A 19,367-nucleotide genomic window follows, 5' to 3' on the forward strand; every position below is an offset into this window, starting at 1 on the left:
CTGACCTGCGCCTGCTCGCCTCATGAGAGCAAAGCCGGTAGACGCGTTTTCAATTCGCGGCTATGAAACAGGTATGGGGACAGAAAAATAATGCGTAGTATTCTTGTATTGAACGGACCGAACCTGAACCTTTTGGGCACACGGCAGCCCGAGGTTTACGGTCATACCACCTTGAAGATGATCGAAGACTTGTGCGTTTCGCATGGCGCATCGATCGGGTTGCGTGTGGAGTGCGCTCAATCAAACCATGAAGGTATGTTGATTGATGCCATCCACGCCGCGCGCGGGACCCATGACGGGATCGTCCTGAATGCCGGCGCGTATACCCACACGTCAATAGCATTGATGGATGCCATTTCGTCGGCTCAACTGCCGGTGGTCGAGGTTCACCTGTCCAATATCCACGCCCGCGAGGCATTTCGGCACAAGTCCTACATCTCGGCCGTCGCCATCGGGCAGATCTGCGGCTTCGGCGCTCAAAGCTATGTTCTGGCGCTGGAAGCGCTGGCCGCGCATCTTCAGGAGGGTGGCGGCGCATGATGACGCTCAAGGAATACCTCAACTTTCTGAGCTATGTGAAAACCCTCGAGGAACTTTGGGCCGCGCACACCGAACAGATGGCCAAGTATGGTTTTGACCGCCTGTTGTACGGACACACACAATACCGCACCCAAACGTCTTTGGGCGACCCCGAAGACTTCGTGATCCTGACCAATCACTGCAAGGAATACATGGACGGTTTCCTTCGGGATGGTCTCTATTTCCATGCGCCCATGCTGAAATGGGCGCTGGATCACGAAGGGGCCGCAAGCTGGAGCATGATCCGCGAGATGATGTCCAGCGGCACGATGACCAACGAAGAACGCAAGGTGTACGAGTTCAACCGCTCGAAAGGGATCACCGTCGGCTACACGATCAGTTTCACTTCGGTGTCCATGCGGTCGAAGGGGGCAATTTCGCTGGCCGCTCTGAACCGCAGCCAGGACGAGATGGACGAGATGTGGGCTGAGCACGGCGATGATATCCTGCTGATGAACAACATCGCCCACCTCAAAATTCTGACTCTGCCCTACAATCCCCCGAACCGCGCCTTGACCAAGCGGCAGCGAGAGGCTCTGGAATGGGTGGGTGACGGAAAAACGACCCAGGACATTGCCCTGCTGATGGGACTGACTTCGGCGACTGTTGAAAAACACCTCAGGCTGGCGCGCGAGGCTCTCTCTGTCGAGACGACTGCACAGGCGGTTTTGAAGGCTTCGCTGCAGAATCAGATGTTCGTCATGGAGGTCTGAATCCGCTGTCGCGCGACAGTTGACCTTAGGTAAGGAATACATGACTTCCTAAAACTGCGCAGAAATTGCACATTGATCCTGTTCCGTGAGTGGTGGCTTTAGCCAAGGAACATTTGGACGGATCTTTGTATTGCCAAGGCTCTCCGTTCGCTCTGACAAAGGGCGCTTATTCGTCCGCGTGCCGATGTCGGAAATTTTGGGGGGCCTCGACCATCCCCATCTTGCGGGGCCCTCCAATTACTCCTCTGATCAATCGGAAATTCGCCAAAAAAAACCGGTCGCGCGTCGCGCAACCGGTTTCGGATGTTTTTGGAGCAGCCCGGAAAACCCGGGCTGAACAGGCGTCAGCCCTGAGCCGCTTTGGCGACTTCGGCGGCAAAGTCTTCTTTTTCGACCACGATGCCTTCGCCAACTTCCAGGCGAACAAAACCGGTGATGGTTGCGCCGGCTTCCTTGGCCGCTGCTTCCACGGTCAGGTCGGGGTTCACAACGAACTGCTGGCTCAGCAGGGTCGATTCCGCGACGAATTTCTTCATGCGGCCCTCGATCATCTTTTCGATGACCTGCTCGGGCTTGCCGGATTCGCGCGCGATGTCCATCTGGACCTGCTTTTCTTTTTCGACAACGGCCGGATCCAGGTCGGCTTCGGACAGAGCGGCCGGGTTCACGGCTGCGATGTGCATCGCGACCTGCTTGCCGATGGCTTCATCGCCGCCCGACAGAGCAACCAGAACACCGATCTTGCCCATGCCGTTGGTTGCGGCGTTGTGGACATACGATACCACGGTGTCGCCCGACAGTTTGGCCATGCGACGGACCGACATGTTTTCGCCGATGGTGGCGATCTTGTCGGTCAGCGTGTCGGCAACCGACTTGCCGCCCAGATCAGCGGCCAGCAGTTCCTCAACCGAGTCAACGCCCTGGGCTGCATATGTGATCTTGCCGACCATTTCCTGGAACTCGGCGTTCTTCGCGACGAAGTCGGTTTCCGAGTTCACTTCGACAGCAACACCGTTGCCACCTTCGACGTGAACGGCAACCAGGCCTTCTGCTGCGGTACGGCCGGATTTCTTTGCGGCCTTCGCCAGACCTTTGGTGCGCAGCCAGTCAACGGCCTCGTCCATGTTGCCGCCGGTTTCGGTCAGCGCTTTTTTCGCGTCCATCATGCCTGCGCCGGTCGAGTCGCGCAGTTCTTTCACCATTGCTGCAGTGATTGCCATCTCTTGGCTCTCCTCAATTCAAACGGAATTGGGGCAGGTCTACCCTGCCCCATATGTCATTTACGTGACGGGCAGCTTACGCTTCGGCCGACGCTTCGGCTTCTTCTGCAACGGCTTCTTCAACCGGTGCTTCTTCGAACTCGCCCAGGTCGACGCCGGCGGCGCCCAGCTGAGCGGTCATGCCGTCCAGCGCAGCGCGTGCGGCCAGGTCGCAATACAGTGCGATTGCACGGGCAGCATCGTCGTTGCCGGGGATGATGTAGTCCACACCATCCGGCGAGCAGTTGGTGTCGACGACGGCCACAACCGGGATACCCAGTTTGTTGGCTTCTGCGATGGCCAGTGCTTCTTTCTTGACGTCGATGACGAACAGCAGGTCAGGGACGCCGCCCATCTCGCGGATGCCGCCCAGCGAAGCCTGCAGCTTGGCCTGGTCACGCTCCATGCCCAGACGCTCTTTCTTGGTCAGGCCTTCAGCGCCCGATTCCATGGCTTCGTCGATCTGGTTCAGACGGTTGATCGACTGGGAAACGGTTTTCCAGTTGGTCAGCGTGCCGCCCAGCCAGCGGTGGTTCATGTAATACTGAGCCGATTTTTCAGCGGCATCGGCGATTGGCTGTGCAGCCTGACGCTTGGTGCCGACAAACAGAACGCGGCCACCTTTGGCGACGGTGTCACGTACCGCCTGCAGCGCCTGGTCCAGCATCGGAACGGTCTGGGTCAGGTCCATGATGTGGATGCCGTTGCGTGCGCCATAGATGAAAGGCGCCATGCGGGGGTTCCAACGCTGTGTCTGGTGACCAAAGTGAACGCCAGCTTCCAGCAGCTGACGCATGGTGAACTCGGGAAGAGCCATGCTATGTTTTCCTTTTCCGGTTTTCGCCTTGGCGGGGGTGAAAGAAGCGTTTGCTCCAACCGGCGGCCTTGATGAGGATGTCTCCCTCAAAACGACCAAACCCCGCCTGCGGATTGAATGCCGCGCGTATACGGCAGGTTGACTGACGGTGCAAGGGGCTTTTGCCCCTATTTTTCTGGCCGCGCCAAGGCATGCCCGTGGCGAACGGCCTGCTCGCAATGCGCGGCCAAAGCCTTGCGGTTGTCGAAATCGCTGACCCGAGCCGGAGAATGATAGATCAATTCGACCCGCCCCTGCCGCCGCGCGCCCAGCGTCTTCAGAAGATGCGGGGCAAAATCCATGTCCCCCCACCAGCCATAGAACCGGTCCGGCTGCCCATCGGGCGCGTGGTAGACAACCGAAACCGGCTGAACATACATGAAATCACGCAGTTCATCTGCAAAGAATGCCGCAAAAAGCGTTGTTTTGAATGGTAAAACCCGCAGTCCGTCCGTCGATGTGCCCTCTGGAAAAAACAACAGCTTGTGCCCGGCCTTCAGACGGTCTTCGAACAATCTGGTCTGCTCGCGTGCTTTTTTGGGATTGCGTTCGATGAACACGGTTCCGGTGGCGCGGGCCAGCCAACCGATGCCGGGCCAATTCGCCACCTCGGCCTTGGAAACGAAGTATACACGCTTGCGGGCGTTGAGCGCGAAGATGTCCAGCCAGGACGTGTGATTGGCCACGACGGCCCCGCGCTGCTGCATCAGCTCACCCGAGCTTGAAAATCCGATCCCCAGAATTCGAAACGCATTGCGACACACGAATTGGGCAATGAAGGGCGTTACTGGTCGACGCAGGCCAAAGATGGGTCTTTCGACCAGGCGCACAAGCAACAGAACGATCAGACCACCGAACACCAGCACAGCCAGAGGAAGCCCCCGCAGGATCACCAAAATCCAACCCCACACGCCCAACTCAACCGGGTCCGGGTCGTCCGAGCTGTGCCAGACAGCACCGTTTGGCACGTCACGCTCCGCCATAGATGCGTCTCTGTCTTTCGTTCATCCGTGTGGTGTCGAGGATCAGGCAAACGTCGGTGGTGTTGAAGGCATGGTCGATGAATGCCCCCTCGCCCACAAACCCGCCCAATCGAAGATAGGCCTTGATCAAGGCCGGAACTTGCAACATCGCACTCCGTCGATCCAGCGCATCTTTCGGAACCAGGTTCATGTTCTGATAAACATCCGGCTGCGCACGCACCCGCAGTTCGGGTGGAGCCAGGTGGTTGTGATGCAGCATCGACATAGGCTGGGCAAGGTGCTCGACGTCTGTGCCGTGAAAACTGGCAACGCCGAACAGAACCTCGATCTCCCGTTCGGACACATATTTCGCGAGGCCATTCCACAAATGATACATTGCGGTTCCGCCGCGATAGTCCGGATGCAGGCAGGACCGGCCGAGTTCCAGCAATTTGCGGCCGCTGTTTTTCAGAACGGTAAGGTCGTATTCATCCTCAGAGTAGAACCGTCCGACTTCAGCTACGCGGTCACCCGGCAACAGGCGGTAGACTCCGACCACTTCTCCGGTGACGTCGTCATAGGCCAGCATGTGATCAAAATACGGGTCGAACTGGTCGCGTTCCAGGCCCTCTGCATGATCGACCATCTCTCCGCCACCGCCCAATTCACGCACGAAGACGTCATAACGCAGCCGCTGCGCCGCGCGCAGTTCCTCGTCGGTTTCGGCAAGTTTGACAGTGAATGAAGGGCCCGTATCCGGCATGTGGAATGGTAGTCGTCTTGTTGCGATCCCAGCGCTGATACCGCAGCTGCGCGGCGAATGGCAACACGAACCGGGTGGCGAGCACCGTTAACCTTTCCTAAACCAGTTTCATGGATCAAGAACCGGCATCAAGGCGATGCGTGTTCCGTCAATCACCACTTTGCCCTGGTCGCGAAAGTTCACGGTGATCTTGCCCCCGATGTTGGACTGGACCTGTCCAACGCCCCAGTCAGGGAAATCTGGGTGGCGGACAAACATGCCCGGTGCAAGAATGGCATTCAGATCTGTCATGCGACGGCTCCGGGTCGGGCATGGGGGATACCACAGGAGGTACGCATGGGCGACACCAACGTCAACCTGGCCGAGTTGATCGGCTCTCGGATCTGCCACGATTTGATCAGCCCGATCGGCGCGATCACCAATGGGCTGGAACTGTTGGAGATGGTTGGCGGCACCCAGGGCCCCGAGATGGAACTGATCACCGGCAGCGTCGGCAGCGCCGAGGCGCGGGTTCGGTTCTTTCGCGTGGCCTTTGGCGCGGCCAGCGATCAGCCGCTAGGCCGCAGCGAAGTGACGGACCTGCTGCGCGATGTCAACCACGCGGGCCGTGTCCGGGTGCATTGGAACGTCACCGAGGCGATGCCGCGCAATCAGATCAAACTGGCCTTTCTGGCCATCATGTGCTGCGAAAGCGCCATGCCGATGGGCGGCGAGGTAAAGATCGACAGCGTGGGCGACAAATGGACGGTCACTGGTACGGCCGACCGCATGAATGTCGATCCCGACCTGTGGAAAGGCCTCCCAACCGGCACATTCGCCAACAAGGTCACGCCGGCGCAGGTGCAGTTCGCCCTGCTTCCGCAGACGGCGGCCGCTCAGGGCCGCCGGGTATCGGCCGAGACGGGCGCGACCCGCGTGGTGCTGCGGTTCTGACGCAGCGCCTCAGGCGCGCGTCGTGCCGTTGCCGCGCACCAGGTATTTGAAGCTGGTCAGCTGCGCCGCCCCCACCGGGCCGCGCGCGTGCATCTTGCCCGTGGCGATTCCGATCTCGGCGCCCATTCCGAACTCACCCCCGTCGGCAAATTGGGTCGAGGCGTTGTGCATCAGGATCGCACTGTCGAGCCGTTCAAAGAAGCGGTCGGCGGCGGATTGATCCTCGGTCATGATGCAATCGGTGTGGTTCGATCCGTATTCCCGGATATGCGCAATTGCCTCGTCGATATCGGCCACCGGTTTTGCAGCAATGATGCTGTCCAGAAACTCCTTGCCCCAATCGTCATCGTTGGCCGGCACGGTGCCGTCGATGGCCAGCGCACCCGCGGCATGGACCTCGACGCCCGCGGCCAGCAGCGCGGCGATCACGTCGCGCCCCAGCGTTTCCGCGATATCCTGATGCACCAGCAGGCATTCGGCCGCCCCGCAGATGCCAGTGCGGCGGGTCTTTGCGTTCAGCACCACGTCCAGCGTTTTCTGCGGATCCGCAGCCTTGTCGATGTAGATGTGCACGATCCCTTCAAGATGGGCAAAGACCGGCACCCGCGCCTCGCGCTGGACCAACCCGACCAGCCCCTTGCCACCACGCGGCACGATGACGTCGACATAGTCGGTCATGGTCAGCAATTCCTGCACCGCCGCCCGATCACGGGTCGGGACCAGCTGGATCGCATCCTCGGGCAGGTTTGCGGCCTTCAGACCCTCGACCAGGCAAGCATGGATCGCGGTTGAAGAATGAAAGCTCTCGGATCCGCCGCGCAGGATCACGGCGTTGCCCGACTTCAGGCACAGCGCCCCGGCATCAGCGGTCACGTTCGGGCGGCTTTCATAGATCACGCCGATCACGCCCAGCGGGGTGCGTACGCGGCGGATGTTCAGCCCCGAGGGCATATCCCATTCGGCCAGAACCTCACCCACCGGATCGGTCTGTTCAGCCACGGTGCGCAACCCGTCGACCATGCCCTGAATGCGCGTCTCGTCCAGCATCAGACGGTCCATCATAGCCGGGCTCAGACCCTTTTCGCGGCCGTAGTCCAGGTCTTTCTTGTTGGCCTCGATGATCTGCGCACGGTTCTTCCACACAGCGTCGGCGGCGGCAATCAACGCGGCGTGTTTGCGCTCGGCCGAAGCAAAGGCCAGATCCCGAGACGCATCCTTGGCGCGCTTGCCAAGATCGGCCATCAGGGCGGGAATGCTATCAAAGTCCTTCATGTCATCTGCCTTTCCGGTCGTCGGACCAGCCAAATCTATCAGTTTTCGCGGCTACAAAGCCAGATCGTCACGGTGGATCATCACCGCACGGCCGGGATAGCCGAGTGCGTCCTCGATCTCGGAGGATTTGCGCCCCTTGATGGTGTCGGCCTCGTGCGCGGTATAGCGGCTGAGGCCCAATCCCAAACGCCGGCCTTCGTGATCCTTGATGGCCACCGGGTCGCCCCGTCCAAAATCGCCCGTCACTTCGACGATGCCGGCCGGCAACAGGCTTTTGCCATTCTCCAGCGCCTGCGCTGCCCCTGCATCGACCGTGATCTCGCCCCGCGGCTTCATCGCCGAGATCCAGCGTTTGCGCGCCGCATGCGGGTCCAGCTTGGCCTTGAACCAAGTGCTGTTCGCGCCATTGTTCAGCAGTTTCAGCGGGTTCAAAGGCGATCCTTCCGTAATCGCCATGTCGCAGCCCGCCGCCGTCGCCATCTGCGCGGCCATCAGCTTGGTCTTCATGCCGCCCTTGGACAGCCCCGAACCGGCGTCACCGGCCATCGCCTCGATCTCGGGCGTGATCGCGTCGATCACGTCAAACCGGGTGGCGGACGGGTCCTCGGCAGGGTTGCCAGTGTAGAACCCATCGACATCGGACAGCAGAATCAATTGGTCCGCACCGACGGTCACGGCGATCTGCGCGGCCAGGCGATCATTGTCGCCGTACCGGATTTCATCCGTGGCCACCGTATCGTTCTCGTTCACGATGGGCACGACACCCAACCCCAGCAGAGTTTCCAGCGTCGCGCGCGAGTTCAGGTACCGGCGGCGGTTCTCGCTGTCTTCAAGCGTCACCAGAACCTGCGCCGTGGTGATGTCGTGCGGTGCCAACGCCTCTTCATAGGCCCGCGCCAGCCGGATCTGACCGACGGCGGCAGCGGCCTGGGACTGCTCCAGCGACAGCGCGGTTGCGGGCAGACCCAGAACGCCGCGCCCCAGCGCGATCGAACCGGACGAGACCAGAACCACATCGGCCCCCTGCCCCTTGAGCCACGCCACGTCCTGCGCCAGCGAATGCAACCACTCCGAACGCAGCTTGCCGGTCGCACGATCGACCAGCAACGCCGAGCCGATCTTGACCACCAGGCGCTTTGCGTCGGTCAGGGCTGCCACGTCTCGCGCTCCTCAGTGGGTTTCTGACGCAGGCGGTTTTCGTCGATCTGGGCGCGCAGGGCCCGCAAAACTTCGGTCACGCCCTGCCGGGCGACGCCCGACATGGTCATGACAGCGCCGCTCACGGCCTCTTTCAACTCGGCCTTGGCCAGTTCGAGCTGTTCTTCGTCCAGCGCGTCAATCTTGTTCAACACGGTGATCCGGGGCTTGTCAGCCAGCGCGCCGCCATAGGCCTCAAGCTCGTGGATGATGGTGTGATAATCCTGCGCGATGGTCTCGGACGTGCCGTCGACCAGATGCAGCAACACCGCGCAGCGTTCGACATGGCCCAGAAAACGGTCGCCGATGCCGCGGCCTTCATGCGCGCCTTCGATCAGGCCGGGAATGTCGGCCACAACGAATTCCACGTTGTCCACACCGACGACGCCCAGATTAGGATGCAGCGTGGTAAAGGGATAATCGGCGATCTTGGGCCGAGCGTTCGAGGTGGCGGCCAGAAAGGTCGACTTGCCCACATTCGGCAGGCCCAGCAGACCCACATCGGCAATCAATTTCAGACGCAGCCAGATCGTACGGTCCACGCCCGGCTGCCCCGGATTGGCCCGGCGCGGCGCCTGGTTTGTGGCCGATTTGAAATGCAGGTTGCCGAAACCGCCATTGCCACCCCGCGCCAGCAGGACACGTTGCCCCACTTCGGTCAGGTCGGCGATCACCGTCTCCTGATCCTCGTCCAGGATCTCGGTTCCGACGGGCACGCGCAGAATGATGTCGTCGCCATCCTTGCCGGTGCGCTGCTGGCCCCGGCCCGGCTGTCCGTTCTTGGCAAAGAAATGCTGCTGAAAGCGGAAGTCGATCAGGGTGTTCAGTCCGTCCACGACCTCGGCCCAGACGGACCCGCCCTTGCCGCCGTCCCCGCCATCGGGGCCGCCGTATTCGATGTACTTTTCGCGTCGGAAGCTGACGCACCCGCTACCGCCGGCCCCGGACCGGATGTAGACCTTTGCAAGATCGAGAAATTTCATGTCAGTCCCCTACTGCAAAGGCCCCATCGGCCACAAGTCAGAGTTTTTTACTGTACGTCCAGGTGGGCACGTTTGCGTCGCGCGCCACCGAGAAGCTTTCAGCATCGCCAAGATACTGGAACCCGCAATGGGTCAGAACCCGTGCCGAGGCGGGATTGTCCTGAAACACGCTGGCAAACATCGTGGCGTTTTCCAACGGATTCGCCTGAACCAGCGTTTCCACCGCCAGCGAGGCGATGCCCGTGTTCCAATACAAGGGCGCGACCCAATAGCCCACTTCGGACTGGTTGCGATCCAGCCGCTTGAGCGAGATCACCCCGATCAACTCGGGCCCGCCATCCTTGGTGGCGTCCATCGCCCAGACGTCCTCGTCCCGGTCCTCGGCCATGGCGCGGGTCACGAAAGCCTCGATCGAACCGGGCGGCAAGGGGTGCGGGATCGACGTGGTCATGCGCGCCACGCGCTCGTCCCCGGCGTAGTGCTCGATCAGGCCCATGTCCGACCGGCGCAGCGGGCGCAGGTCGAACCGCTCGGTTTCAATGACCGGCTGATTTATGATTGCCTCAAGTTTCATTGGTGTGTTCCTCCTCCGAACAACACGAAAAGTACGGATGCAACAGTCAGACCCGCGAGGGTCCACATCAGATATTTTTCCGCCGGCCGTCCCGCAACCACGCGTGCAATTCTATCGCCCGCAAAGGTCCAGATCGGGTGCAGGACCAACTGGCAGGTCAACAAAACGAGCGCGATCGTGAGCGTCGCACTCAGCACCGACGTTCCCGCCGCGACGAACCCGGTGAATCCCGCGATGATCATCGCCCAGGCCTTGGGGTTCAGCGGATGCACCACCAGCCCGGCCCAGAAACCCGGAACCGACTCGCCCGCGTCCTGATGGGACAGGCGCAGGTTGGCGATTTTCCATGCAAGCCAGCAAATATAGGCCGCCGAAGCATATTTCAGAACCGCAAACGCGGTGGGGGCTTGTTCTGCCAGTTGCAGAAGGCCAAAGCCCAACGGCCAGATGATCAGCTGCTTGCCCAGAATCACGCCCGCCACGAAGGGCAGCGCAGCCCGGAACCCATAGCGCGCACCCGTTCCCAACAGGACCATGTTGGCCGGTCCCGGCGTGCCGACCTGGCTGGCGGCAAAGATCAGGAAACTGGTGGTTGCAACGGGCATCGGGGCTTTCGATCAAATCTGCGTCAAAACGAGAAAGGGGACCGGCACTTTGTGCCGGTCCCCCATGAATTTTTCTTAAACCTTCTGGGTTTCGGCTTACTCTGCGGCCTCCGCCACTGGCAGGACCGAAATGAAGGTGCGGTTTTTCAGTCCCTTGTGGAACTTCACGGCGCCATCGACAGTTGCAAAGATGGTGTGATCCTTGCCCATGCCCACGCCTTCGCCCGGCCAGAACTTGGTGCCGCGCTGACGCACGATGATGTTGCCTGCAACGGCGGCCTGGCCACCATACAGTTTCACGCCAAGGCGACGACCCGCTGAGTCGCGGCCGTTACGGGAGGAACCGCCAGCTTTTTTATGTGCCATTCTCTCTCTCCTTAGCCTTTGGCCAGCTCTTTGGCCTGCTCAACCCATTCGGGTTTCACTTTGACCGTCTCGATAGCAGCAATCTGCTCGTCCGACAAGGCGGCCAGAGCGGCAAAGCTTTCGATACCGGCTTCGGCCAGTTTCTTGGCAGCTGCGGGACCAACACCGGTGATCTTGGTCAGATCGTCAGCGGCAGCAGCAGCGGCCGGGGCTTCTGCCTTGGCAGCGGCTTTCTTGGCGGGTTTCGCTGCTTTCGCAACTTCACCTGCCGGAGCCGACCCGGTTGCGGCCTTGACGCCCGACTTGTCCGCGCCCGAGGGCAGGATGTCGGTGATCTTGACCAGGGTCAGCTTCTGACGGTGGCCAACGGTGCGCTTCGAGCTGTGCTTGCGGCGGCGCTTGACGAATTTGATGACCTTGTCACCTTTGATCTGTTCGATCACTTCCGCCTGAACGGCCGCACCATCGATGAACGGCGCGCCGACCACCGGGGCGTCGCCACCCAGCATCAGAACGTCGTTGAATTGGACTTTTTCACCTGCGTCGGCAGCCAGCTTTTCAACGCGGAGCACGTCGCCCGCCTGAACCTTGTACTGCTTGCCGCCAGTCTTGAGGACTGCAAACATGCGTCTTTCCTTTTTCTACCGCGTTCTGTGGTCCCCGTCAGACGGGTGTTTCGGCCAAGGCCACCTCGAACAGCGCGCCCTTTTCGGGCGGATGAACGACCGTCAGGGCGCACCCGTCAGGCCAACAATAACGATACCCGGCGCGGAGGTTCCGGCCGGGATGCGCGCTTATCCACGGATCACACGGCAAAGTCAACAGCAAACCGGCCTAAAGATCCGACGCTTGCAGAACCTGAGCCACCGTCACGCCCAGCTGGTATGACAACTCGTTGAACATGGTGTCCAGACCAGCGAACAAGGCGTTGTTCAAGGCTTGCCCTGCCTCGGTACGTGAAAAGGCGATATTCTCGCGCAGCTGGGCCTCGCTGAGCGGTTGGTACGCAAACAGCAGGAACGAGTACAGCCACTCGCGGGTTTGTTGCTCGGACTGCGCTCCCTGCGCCAGCAATTGGGCCAACATTTCGCCGTCGTCGCCCGTGATGCCCTGCCCGTCCGTCAACCCACGGAAGAAATTGTAATCGGCCTGCAACGCACCGCGCACGTTCCGATCAACAAGGTCGTTGATCTCGACATACTCATCGATCAGACGAAAATAAGCCGCATCACGATCGGCTTCCCGATATGCGGCCATGGCCATCTCTTCTATGGCTTCGTCGGAAAAAGTTCGACGGGCCGAGTTTTCCAGAGACACGACGGCGCGGCCCAGATCGCTCTCGAAAAACAGAGCAGCCTGCTCCAGTTGTCCTTCGGACATACCGCCAGCCAGGGCGTCGTGAATCTTGGCTTGCATCCAGGCCTTGTCGTACAAGTCTTCAACCTGGGCCTCAAAAAACGATCCGCCCTCACCGTCCAGCAGGCTTTTGTCCAGTTCGCGCCCCTGCACGACACCTTCATCACGCAGGATCTGCATCACGTCGGACAAATGCATGGCTTTGGTCAGACGGTCGACCTGGTCGGCCGTGACCGCACTGGCCCAACCGGCCAAAACCAGCCACAGAGCCAGAAACAGTCGCATTAGATGTCCTGAGCCGGACGCAGTTCGGCCATGCGCGCCGCCAGCACTTCAAACCGCATCGCCATGATCTCGTACTGGATGGCGTTCAACAGCTCGTAGACTTCCTGCATAAGCGGCTGTTCCAGCGCTTTGGTATAGGCGTCGACATCCGCGTCAGAGAAATCCTGATAGGTGTAGGCCGCGTTGGCCAAGGCGGACAGTTGCAATGACTGCCGCATCTCGGGTTCGTTCAGCTTCATCATCTGGCGCAGCCCGTCCGCGTCCAACTGCAGGTCGATCACTCCGGCGGCGCTGGCGGCCAGCAGGAACCGCAGCTGGATCTCCTGCAGCGCCCGCAACGAGGTTTCGCTGGCATCGATGGCGCTGTTCATCCGCTTCAGGCTTTCGATGCGGCTCGAACCGGACTTGACCAGATCGGATATGATCTCCTGCCCCTCAAGTTGCTTGGCTTCGTCATCCTCGACAAGGTGCGAGGCATTTTCCGCCTCGACAAGCCGTTGTCCCAGATCCGAGGCATAAAACTCGACCGCGTGGTTCAGGGCCTCGTCGCTCAGCGTCTGTTCGAGAATCGCAACCGCTGTTTCATGCATGTCGTCGGTGTCGAACACCTCTTCCGTCAGACGCGTCCATTGCGAGCCAAAACCCTCGGGGTCGATCCCCAGCATCTGAGGCGCCGAAGCCGAGGCCAATGCGATGCTTTCCAGCGCCACGTCAAAACCCGTCGTCGTCAGAAAAGCCTCAATCCGATCCCGACTGGCGGACAAGGCGTTTTGAGCCGTCAGAGCGAACGCGAACACGGGCAGGATGAGCAGAAGCGAAATGCGGTGCAGAAGATGTCTCATACATGTCAGCCTAGGAGATTTCGTCGGACTGGCAATGGAAAATCCGCGGTTTGGTGAATTCGGGAATTTTCTGCTTGCACCCCTCGGCGATCACAACTAAATCCCCCCCTCACAGACCCCCGCGGAGAGGTGCCGGAGTGGTCGAACGGGGCGGTCTCGAAAACCGTTGTGGGTGCAAGCCCACCCAGGGTTCGAATCCCTGTCTCTCCGCCACTACTTCCCAATGATTCCCCCCCCTTTCTTGTTCGCCTGATGGTTGCAACCGTGTATTTTCGCCGGTGGCGTGTTGTTGCCGCCGATCGTCTGACTGATCAGCGCCGAGTGGCCCAAACCCCGAACATGCGCCGAATCTTTGGGATTTCCCCTTTGATCTCAGGTAGTTTCTCCCCACATCAGCGGCACACATCCGAAAAGGAGACCCCAATGTCCCGCATTATCATCCTGATTATCATCGCCGGATTGGGTGCCGGCGCGTATTTCTACCTGAATCAGCCCGAGCCCACCCCGGCCGAAAAACTGCAATCTGCCGCCAAAGAAGCCGGCGAGGCCGTTGGCGAGGCCGCAACCGCAGCCCAGGAAGCCGCCAGCGAGGCTTTGTCGACGGCCACACAGCAAGCAGGTGACGCAGCCTCGGCCGCCGTAGAACAGGCCGGTGAAGCCGCCGAGCAAGCCGGTCAAACAGCTACCGATCTGGCAAACCAGGCCGGCGATGCAGCTACGGATCTGGCCAACCAGGCAGGCGATCAGGTTGCAGCCCTCACTGCCCAAGGGCAGGAGTTGCTGAATACCTGGGTTGACGAAGGCATGCTGTCGGCCGAGCAGTTCGACTATGACGCGATGGTTGAATCCGTGAAAAACAGCCAGCTGAGCCAGGAAATCCAGGACCAGGTGATCAAGATCCTCGATGGCATCAAGGAAGCGCCGGAAACGGCTGCGCTCAAGATCCAGGAACTGCGCAACCTGTTGACGCAATAAGATCATTCGACAAGGCCGGCAATTGTCGGGCCTTGTCACACCTGCACCGGCTTCCCAATTCCCCAACGTTAACCCTGTGGTCGATTGACGTGCCCGGTGCCATTTGTTTGGCTTGGCTCAACCAGTCGCATCAAGTCGGGACGACCTATTGTCGGCATCGGTGCGACCTGCCCCGGGGCGCGCACTCGGATCGACCCGTTTGCTTGAAAATGTCGGAAACAAAGGAAAAAGAATGACTGACCTCCCCAAATCCATGTTTGCCGTGATCCAGAAATTTGACGGATACTCGGGTACCGCCACGGGCCCGGCGATCGAGGACGCCGCCGACTGGGTTGAGAATGCCGAGATCCCGGTGCCCACGCCTGGCCCTGGCCAGGTGCTGATCAAATTGCGCACCGCATCGGTGAACCCCTCAGACCTCCATTTCATCAAAGGTGAGTACGGTCAGCCGCGGGTCAAAGGTGCCCCGGCCGGTTTCGAAGGGTGCGGGGACGTCGTCGCCACCGGCGCGGGCGCCGAAGCGCTGAAGGGGCAAAGGGTCGCCTTCGTCGCCTCCGGGTCCGGCGCATGGGCCGAGTATGCCCTGACACAGGCGCAGATGTGCATTCCTTTACGGCCCGAGATATCGGACGATGACGGTGCCGCACAGATCGTCAATCCGCTGACCGCGATGGCAATGGTTGAGATCGCGCGGTCCGAAGGTGAGGCCTTTGTCGTTTCCGCGGCCACCAGCCAGTTGGGCAAGCTGATGTGCGGGCTGGGCCGAGACCTTGGCCTGAAGCCGATTGCGATGGTGCGGCGCCCTGAAACGGTCGGACTGCTCAAAAGCCACGGAGCGGCCGAGATCATCGTAACCACCGAAGACGATGCCGTCTCCAAGTTTGCTGCCATCAGCGCACAGCTCAAGCCGCGGGTGTTTTTGGATGCGGTCTCGGATCAGCTGTCCGAGCAGGTCTTCTGCGCCATGCCCAACGGCGCGCGTTGGGTGTCTTATGGCAAACTCAGCAGCGAGCCTCCGAAGCTGACCCAGATGGGCCAGCTGATCTTTATGAGCAAACGGATCGAGGGCTTCTGGCTGACCAAATGGATGATGTCCACTCCGCCCGAAGAGCAGATGCGCGCGATTGCCGAGGTGCAGGCCCGCTTTGCGGACGGACGGTGGAAAACGGATGTCTCGGCGCATGTCCCGCTGAACAAAATCGTTTCCGATCTGGCAGTTGCACTGAAAAAGAGTGACGGTAAGGTAATAATCACGCCATAGTAGAACAGGCGCCCCGGTGATTGGAGGAGATCCGGGGCGTCAGGACGCCGGGCAAACCGGCATGGGGAGGAGAATTTGGACAACGCACAGCTGCTGATCAGCGGGCTGGCGAATGGCTGTGTCTACGGCCTGATCGCGCTTGGCTTCGTTTTGATCTACAAGGCGACCGAGGCCGTGAACTTTGCCCAGGGCGATTTCATGATGCTGGGCGCCTTCGTCACCATCGGGCTGACCAATACCGAATATATGGGCCTGCCCTTCTGGCTGGCCCTGCCCATCTCGCTGGGGATCATGGGCGCGCTGGGGTACCTGCTGGACAGGCTGATCATCCGCCGCCTGTTCGGGGAAAGCCAGACCGCCGTGGTCATCCTGACCATCGCCTTGGGCTTCGTGATCCGCTTTGTCGCCGGGCTGATCTGGGGTCACGAGCCGCAGACGCTGGAAAACCCGCTTGCCGGCAAGGAGGTCCGCTTTGGCGGCCTGGTTCTGGGGATGGAGGACGTGGCGGTCATCGTCGTGACCGTGCTGCTGACCTGGGGGCTCTATGTGTTCTTCAGCAAGACCAAGCTGGGGCTGGCGATGCAGGGCGCTTCGCAGAACCAGTTGGCGGCCTATTACATGGGGGTACCGGTCAAGCGTGTTCAGGGTTTCATCTGGGGTCTGGCCGGCGTCGTGGCCGGGATCGCGGGCATCCTGTTCGCCGCCAAGGGTTCGGTCGATCCAACCACCGGGCTGCTGGGAATCAAGGCGTTTGCGGCCGCGGTCATCGGCGGGTTTGGCAGCCTGCCCGGAGCCTTGGCGGGCGGTCTGATCGTCGGCGTGATCGAACCCTTCGCCAGCCGCTACATCGCTGCGGGCTACAGCCAGATCGCGCCCTATGCGCTGTTGCTGGCGGTGCTGATCTTCCGTCCGCACGGCCTGTTCAGCCAGGTCCGGGTCAAGAAGGTCTGAGCGCATGAGGATCGTTTTCAAAACCGACTACATGCAGGACATCCGCCCGTGGAAGGACGGATACCAGTTGTCACTCTACCTGATCCTGCTGACGGTGGTCTTTGCCGCGCCGTGGTGGCTGGACGCGTTCTATCTGGGAGAGCTGACGAACGTTCTGATCTGGGCCATCGCCGGGCTGGGTCTGATGATCCTGACCGGGCATACCGGCCAGGCCAGCCTGGGCCACGCGGCGTTTCTGGCCTTTGGCTGCTATGCCAACGTGATCCTGATCGAGTCAGGCGTGCCGTTTCTGGTGGCCTTTCCGCTGGCCGGCATCCTGACCGGTATCGCCGGGGTCACGGTCGCCATCCCTGCCCTGCGGCTACACGGAATCTATCTGGCGATCTTCACCCTGGCCCTGTCGATCCTGATGGACGACCTCATCGTTCTGGCGGAACCGATCACCGGCGGCGTGGCGGGCAAGTACATGGGCGGGGTCGAGATTTTCGGCCATCTGGTCGATCGCTGGGGCACGCCCGAGCAGTTCTACTGGCTGGTGCTGGTCGTCACGGTTCTGGTCACGCTGGGCTATATCAACCTTCTGCGTACGCCGCTGGGGCGCAGCTTCATCGCGGTGCGCGACTCGGAAGTGTCCGCGCAGGCGATGGGCATCGACATCGCGCGCGCCAAGACCGTGTCCTTTGCCCTGTCCTGCGCCGTGACCGGATGGGCAGGGGCGCTGATGGGCCTCTATGCCGGGGCCTTCAACAACGAAACCTTCAGCGTGGTGATTTCGATCCAGCTGCTGATGATGATCGTGATCGGCGGGCTGGGTTCGATCCACGGCGCGTTTCTGGGCGCCATCGTCATCGGGTTTCTGCCGCAGTTCCTGTCGATCGCCAAGGAATATGCAGGCGCCCTGTTCGGCGGCGGAACCGTCGCCATTCCGGGGCTGGAATTCGGCATCTTCGGCATGATCCTGATCGGGTTTATCCTGTTCGAGCCGATGGGCATCTACGGCCGATGGCTGAAAATCCGCACCTGGTTCGAGCTGTTCCCCTTCTACCGCAAGGACATGTTCAAGCGGCAGAAATCCTATCTCAAGACGGAGCGCCTGAGATGAGCCTGCTGGAATTCGAGAACGTCACTCTGAAATTCGGTGGCCTGACGGCGGTGAACGATCTGTCCTTTTCGGTCGAAGAAGGCCAGGTCTTTGCCATCGTCGGCCCGAACGGGGCGGGCAAATCCACGGTGTTCAACCTGATCTCGCGTTTCTACGACCCATACGCGGGCCAGATCCGGTTCGACGGGCACGATCTGCTTCAGGTCAAGCCCTCGGGTGTGGCCGCCTATGGAGTTGCGCGGACCTTCCAGAACATCGAGCTGTTCGAACATGCAACCGTGTTGCAGAACCTGCTGGTCGGGCGGCACCGCCACCGGCGGACCAATCTGCTGTCCGAGGTGTTCTTTACCCCCTCGGCCCGCCGGCAAGAGCTGGAGAACCGCGAGAAGGTCGAAGAGATCATCGATTTCCTCGATCTGCAGGCCTATCGAGACAAGATGATCGCCGGGCTTCCCTACGGCGTGCGCAAGGTTGTCGAGGTCGCGCGTGCGCTGGCCACCGACCCCAAGCTGCTGCTGCTGGATGAACCGGCTTCGGGGCTGTCGGTCGAGGAAACAACCGACATGCGCTGGTGGATCGACGACATCCGGCGGCAGATGGGGATCACGGTGCTGATGGTCGAACATGACATGGGGCTGGTCTCGGGCGTGTCTGACCGGGTGCTGGCTATGGCCGATGGGGCGAAACTGGCCCTTGGGACACCGGCGCAGGTGCAATCGCACCCCGCCGTCGTCGAAGCCTATCTGGGGAAAGCCTCATGAGCGCACCGATCCTGAGCATCCGCAACATCGAAAGCTTCTATGGCCCGATCATGGCGATCCGCGGTGTGTCGCTGGACGTGCGCCCGGGCCAGATCGTCTCGATCCTGGGCGCCAACGGGGCGGGCAAGACGACGCTGATGAAGACCGTCTCGGGTGTGATGGACCCGGAAAAGGGCACGATCACCTTCGACGGCGAGGAAATCCAGGGGCTGGAGCCGCACAAGATCGTCCAAAAGGGCATCGTGCATGTGCCCGAGGGGCGCGAGGTGTTCCCGCTGTTGACGGTGAACGAGAACCTCAGCCTGGGGGCCTATACCCTGCATGACAAGGCCCAGATCGAGCGCGACCGCGAGTTGGTGTTTTCCTACTTCCCGGTTCTGAAGGAACGCCGAAATCAAGAGGCCGGCACCCTGTCGGGCGGGCAGCAGCAGATGCTGGCCATCGGACGCGGTTTGATGGCCAACCCGCGCATCATGCTGCTGGATGAACCCTCGCTGGGCCTGTCGCCGCTGCTGGTCCAAGAGATCTTCGGCATCCTCAGACGTTTGAATGACGAGCAGAACATGACCATGATGCTGGTCGAGCAGAACGCCAACGCCGCGCTGGAACTGGCCGATCATGGCTATGTCATGGAGGTCGGGCGCATCGTGATGGACGGCCCCGCCGACGTGCTGATGCGGTCCGAGGACATCCAGAACTTCTATCTGGGCGTGCAGGAGGAAGGCGCGCGGGAAAACCGCCGCTGGAAACGCAAGAAGACGTGGAGGTGAGC

The 19,367-nt window shown here is 60.9% G+C and carries 23 protein-coding genes and 1 tRNA gene; 10 read left to right on the forward strand and 14 right to left on the reverse strand.

The annotated features are described in order from the left end of the window. Positions 1-90 precede the first annotated feature (90 nt). Positions 91-540 (forward strand): type II 3-dehydroquinate dehydratase, encoded by a 450-nt coding sequence (aroQ, locus tag ACR0LD_RS04930; protein WP_170390094.1) that lies wholly within the window; start codon positions 91-93, stop codon positions 538-540. Further along, entirely contained in the window at positions 540-1,292 is a 753-nt protein-coding gene (locus ACR0LD_RS04935; protein ID WP_093962957.1) for a LuxR family transcriptional regulator, read from the forward strand. The genes aroQ and ACR0LD_RS04935 overlap by 1 nt, the downstream gene beginning before the upstream one ends. 344 nt (positions 1,293-1,636) lie before the next feature. On the opposite strand, the gene tsf is transcribed toward ACR0LD_RS04935, so the two are convergent. The 5 genes from tsf to ACR0LD_RS04960 all read right to left on the reverse strand — a co-directional run bounded on the left by tsf (position 1,637) and on the right by ACR0LD_RS04960 (position 5,423). After that, positions 1,637-2,512 (reverse strand): translation elongation factor Ts, encoded by an 876-nt coding sequence (gene tsf, locus ACR0LD_RS04940; RefSeq protein ID WP_093962057.1) that lies wholly within the window; start codon positions 2,510-2,512, stop codon positions 1,637-1,639. Between the two features lie 76 nt (positions 2,513-2,588). After that, positions 2,589-3,368 carry a 30S ribosomal protein S2 gene (gene rpsB / locus ACR0LD_RS04945; RefSeq protein WP_480635785.1) on the reverse strand — a complete coding sequence of 260 codons (780 nt, stop codon included), beginning with the start codon at positions 3,366-3,368 and terminating at the stop codon, positions 2,589-2,591. Between the two features lie 167 nt (positions 3,369-3,535). Further along, the gene (gene olsA / locus ACR0LD_RS04950; protein ID WP_480635786.1) at positions 3,536-4,390 is read right to left on the reverse strand and encodes a lyso-ornithine lipid O-acyltransferase; all 855 of its coding nucleotides are present in this window, start codon (positions 4,388-4,390) and stop codon (positions 3,536-3,538) included. Further along, on the reverse strand, positions 4,377-5,132 hold the full coding sequence (gene olsB / locus ACR0LD_RS04955) for an L-ornithine N(alpha)-acyltransferase (RefSeq protein ID WP_480635788.1): 756 nt from the start codon (positions 5,130-5,132) through the stop codon (positions 4,377-4,379). Before olsB ends, olsA begins: the two co-directional genes overlap by 14 nt. A gap of 108 nt (positions 5,133-5,240) precedes the next feature. Then, entirely contained in the window at positions 5,241-5,423 is a 183-nt protein-coding gene (locus ACR0LD_RS04960) for a DUF3553 domain-containing protein (protein ID WP_170339192.1), read from the reverse strand. A gap of 45 nt (positions 5,424-5,468) precedes the next feature. On the opposite strand from ACR0LD_RS04960, the gene ACR0LD_RS04965 reads away from it, so the two are divergent. Beyond that, positions 5,469-6,065, forward strand: coding sequence for a histidine phosphotransferase family protein (locus tag ACR0LD_RS04965; RefSeq protein ID WP_480635790.1), 597 nt, complete (start codon positions 5,469-5,471; stop codon positions 6,063-6,065). Positions 6,066-6,074: 9 nt separating this feature from the next. Here the strand turns inward: ACR0LD_RS04965 and ACR0LD_RS04970 are convergent, their stop codons facing one another. The 9 genes from ACR0LD_RS04970 to ACR0LD_RS05010 all read right to left on the reverse strand — a co-directional run bounded on the left by ACR0LD_RS04970 (position 6,075) and on the right by ACR0LD_RS05010 (position 13,545). Beyond that, positions 6,075-7,337, reverse strand: coding sequence for a glutamate-5-semialdehyde dehydrogenase (locus tag ACR0LD_RS04970; RefSeq protein ID WP_480635792.1), 1,263 nt, complete (start codon positions 7,335-7,337; stop codon positions 6,075-6,077). Positions 7,338-7,388: 51 nt separating this feature from the next. Next, the gene (proB, locus tag ACR0LD_RS04975) at positions 7,389-8,495 is read right to left on the reverse strand and encodes a glutamate 5-kinase (RefSeq protein ID WP_170390083.1); all 1,107 of its coding nucleotides are present in this window, start codon (positions 8,493-8,495) and stop codon (positions 7,389-7,391) included. Further along, the gene (gene obgE, locus ACR0LD_RS04980; RefSeq protein ID WP_480635795.1) at positions 8,483-9,517 is read right to left on the reverse strand and encodes a GTPase ObgE; all 1,035 of its coding nucleotides are present in this window, start codon (positions 9,515-9,517) and stop codon (positions 8,483-8,485) included. The genes proB and obgE overlap by 13 nt, the downstream gene beginning before the upstream one ends. A 37-nt stretch (positions 9,518-9,554) precedes the next feature. After that, on the reverse strand, positions 9,555-10,091 hold the full coding sequence (locus ACR0LD_RS04985) for a GNAT family N-acetyltransferase (RefSeq protein ID WP_170339204.1): 537 nt from the start codon (positions 10,089-10,091) through the stop codon (positions 9,555-9,557). Continuing rightward, a complete protein-coding gene (locus ACR0LD_RS04990) occupies positions 10,088-10,696 on the reverse strand; it encodes a LysE family translocator (protein WP_149777268.1) in 609 nt (202 codons plus the stop codon). The genes ACR0LD_RS04985 and ACR0LD_RS04990 overlap by 4 nt, the downstream gene beginning before the upstream one ends. A 96-nt stretch (positions 10,697-10,792) precedes the next feature. Continuing rightward, entirely contained in the window at positions 10,793-11,062 is a 270-nt protein-coding gene (gene rpmA / locus ACR0LD_RS04995) for a 50S ribosomal protein L27 (protein ID WP_005983052.1), read from the reverse strand. Between the two features lie 11 nt (positions 11,063-11,073). Further along, complete coding sequence (locus ACR0LD_RS05000; RefSeq protein WP_170367097.1) at positions 11,074-11,688, reverse strand: 50S ribosomal protein L21; 615 nt, start codon at positions 11,686-11,688, stop codon at positions 11,074-11,076. Between the two features lie 208 nt (positions 11,689-11,896). After that, positions 11,897-12,703 (reverse strand): DUF2059 domain-containing protein, encoded by an 807-nt coding sequence (locus tag ACR0LD_RS05005; RefSeq protein ID WP_480635798.1) that lies wholly within the window; start codon positions 12,701-12,703, stop codon positions 11,897-11,899. Beyond that, a complete protein-coding gene (locus tag ACR0LD_RS05010) occupies positions 12,703-13,545 on the reverse strand; it encodes a DUF2059 domain-containing protein (protein ID WP_170357817.1) in 843 nt (280 codons plus the stop codon). Before ACR0LD_RS05010 ends, ACR0LD_RS05005 begins: the two co-directional genes overlap by 1 nt. Positions 13,546-13,668: 123 nt before the next feature. On the opposite strand from ACR0LD_RS05010, the gene ACR0LD_RS05015 reads away from it, so the two are divergent. The 7 genes from ACR0LD_RS05015 to ACR0LD_RS05045 all read left to right on the forward strand — a co-directional run bounded on the left by ACR0LD_RS05015 (position 13,669) and on the right by ACR0LD_RS05045 (position 19,365). Next, positions 13,669-13,758, forward strand: a tRNA-Ser gene (locus ACR0LD_RS05015). Positions 13,759-13,968: 210 nt separating this feature from the next. Continuing rightward, positions 13,969-14,520 carry a hypothetical protein gene (locus tag ACR0LD_RS05020; RefSeq protein ID WP_093962956.1) on the forward strand — a complete coding sequence of 184 codons (552 nt, stop codon included), beginning with the start codon at positions 13,969-13,971 and terminating at the stop codon, positions 14,518-14,520. Between the two features lie 232 nt (positions 14,521-14,752). Then, the gene (locus tag ACR0LD_RS05025; protein WP_170367095.1) at positions 14,753-15,781 is read left to right on the forward strand and encodes a zinc-binding dehydrogenase; all 1,029 of its coding nucleotides are present in this window, start codon (positions 14,753-14,755) and stop codon (positions 15,779-15,781) included. A gap of 75 nt (positions 15,782-15,856) precedes the next feature. After that, the gene (locus tag ACR0LD_RS05030; protein WP_005983028.1) at positions 15,857-16,732 is read left to right on the forward strand and encodes a branched-chain amino acid ABC transporter permease; all 876 of its coding nucleotides are present in this window, start codon (positions 15,857-15,859) and stop codon (positions 16,730-16,732) included. Positions 16,733-16,736: 4 nt separating this feature from the next. Next, positions 16,737-17,834 (forward strand): branched-chain amino acid ABC transporter permease, encoded by a 1,098-nt coding sequence (locus ACR0LD_RS05035; RefSeq protein WP_170367094.1) that lies wholly within the window; start codon positions 16,737-16,739, stop codon positions 17,832-17,834. After that, a complete protein-coding gene (locus tag ACR0LD_RS05040; RefSeq protein ID WP_480635802.1) occupies positions 17,831-18,595 on the forward strand; it encodes an ABC transporter ATP-binding protein in 765 nt (254 codons plus the stop codon). Before ACR0LD_RS05035 ends, ACR0LD_RS05040 begins: the two co-directional genes overlap by 4 nt. Beyond that, positions 18,592-19,365, forward strand: a complete 774-nt coding sequence (locus ACR0LD_RS05045) for an ABC transporter ATP-binding protein (RefSeq protein WP_170357796.1) — start codon at positions 18,592-18,594, stop codon at positions 19,363-19,365. The genes ACR0LD_RS05040 and ACR0LD_RS05045 overlap by 4 nt, the downstream gene beginning before the upstream one ends. The last annotated feature ends 2 nt before the right edge of the window (positions 19,366-19,367 follow it).

The organism is Ruegeria sp. BF8, from assembly GCF_056538625.1.

What these genes read in the sequence shown, in the direction of transcription:
- ACR0LD_RS04965 (WP_480635790.1), top strand. Translation starts at nt 5,469, where the DNA reads ATGGGCGACACCAACGTCAACCTGGCCGAGTTGATCGGCTCTCGGATC.
- ACR0LD_RS04970 (WP_480635792.1), bottom strand. Translation starts at nt 7,337, where the DNA reads ATGAAGGACTTTGATAGCATTCCCGCCCTGATGGCCGATCTTGGCAAG.
- olsB (WP_480635788.1), bottom strand. Translation starts at nt 5,132, where the DNA reads ATGCCGGATACGGGCCCTTCATTCACTGTCAAACTTGCCGAAACCGAC.
- tsf (WP_093962057.1), bottom strand. Translation starts at nt 2,512, where the DNA reads ATGGCAATCACTGCAGCAATGGTGAAAGAACTGCGCGACTCGACCGGC.
- ACR0LD_RS04990 (WP_149777268.1), bottom strand. Translation starts at nt 10,696, where the DNA reads ATGCCCGTTGCAACCACCAGTTTCCTGATCTTTGCCGCCAGCCAGGTC.
- rpsB (WP_480635785.1), bottom strand. Translation starts at nt 3,368, where the DNA reads ATGGCTCTTCCCGAGTTCACCATGCGTCAGCTGCTGGAAGCTGGCGTT.
- ACR0LD_RS05045 (WP_170357796.1), top strand. Translation starts at nt 18,592, where the DNA reads ATGAGCGCACCGATCCTGAGCATCCGCAACATCGAAAGCTTCTATGGC.
- rpmA (WP_005983052.1), bottom strand. Translation starts at nt 11,062, where the DNA reads ATGGCACATAAAAAAGCTGGCGGTTCCTCCCGTAACGGCCGCGACTCA.
- ACR0LD_RS05035 (WP_170367094.1), top strand. Translation starts at nt 16,737, where the DNA reads ATGAGGATCGTTTTCAAAACCGACTACATGCAGGACATCCGCCCGTGG.
- ACR0LD_RS05010 (WP_170357817.1), bottom strand. Translation starts at nt 13,545, where the DNA reads ATGAGACATCTTCTGCACCGCATTTCGCTTCTGCTCATCCTGCCCGTG.
- aroQ (WP_170390094.1), top strand. Translation starts at nt 91, where the DNA reads ATGCGTAGTATTCTTGTATTGAACGGACCGAACCTGAACCTTTTGGGC.
- ACR0LD_RS04960 (WP_170339192.1), bottom strand. Translation starts at nt 5,423, where the DNA reads ATGACAGATCTGAATGCCATTCTTGCACCGGGCATGTTTGTCCGCCAC.
- ACR0LD_RS05025 (WP_170367095.1), top strand. Translation starts at nt 14,753, where the DNA reads ATGACTGACCTCCCCAAATCCATGTTTGCCGTGATCCAGAAATTTGAC.
- ACR0LD_RS05000 (WP_170367097.1), bottom strand. Translation starts at nt 11,688, where the DNA reads ATGTTTGCAGTCCTCAAGACTGGCGGCAAGCAGTACAAGGTTCAGGCG.
- obgE (WP_480635795.1), bottom strand. Translation starts at nt 9,517, where the DNA reads ATGAAATTTCTCGATCTTGCAAAGGTCTACATCCGGTCCGGGGCCGGC.
- ACR0LD_RS05005 (WP_480635798.1), bottom strand. Translation starts at nt 12,703, where the DNA reads ATGCGACTGTTTCTGGCTCTGTGGCTGGTTTTGGCCGGTTGGGCCAGT.
- ACR0LD_RS04985 (WP_170339204.1), bottom strand. Translation starts at nt 10,091, where the DNA reads ATGAAACTTGAGGCAATCATAAATCAGCCGGTCATTGAAACCGAGCGG.
- ACR0LD_RS05020 (WP_093962956.1), top strand. Translation starts at nt 13,969, where the DNA reads ATGTCCCGCATTATCATCCTGATTATCATCGCCGGATTGGGTGCCGGC.
- ACR0LD_RS04935 (WP_093962957.1), top strand. Translation starts at nt 540, where the DNA reads ATGACGCTCAAGGAATACCTCAACTTTCTGAGCTATGTGAAAACCCTC.
- ACR0LD_RS05040 (WP_480635802.1), top strand. Translation starts at nt 17,831, where the DNA reads ATGAGCCTGCTGGAATTCGAGAACGTCACTCTGAAATTCGGTGGCCTG.
- olsA (WP_480635786.1), bottom strand. Translation starts at nt 4,390, where the DNA reads ATGGCGGAGCGTGACGTGCCAAACGGTGCTGTCTGGCACAGCTCGGAC.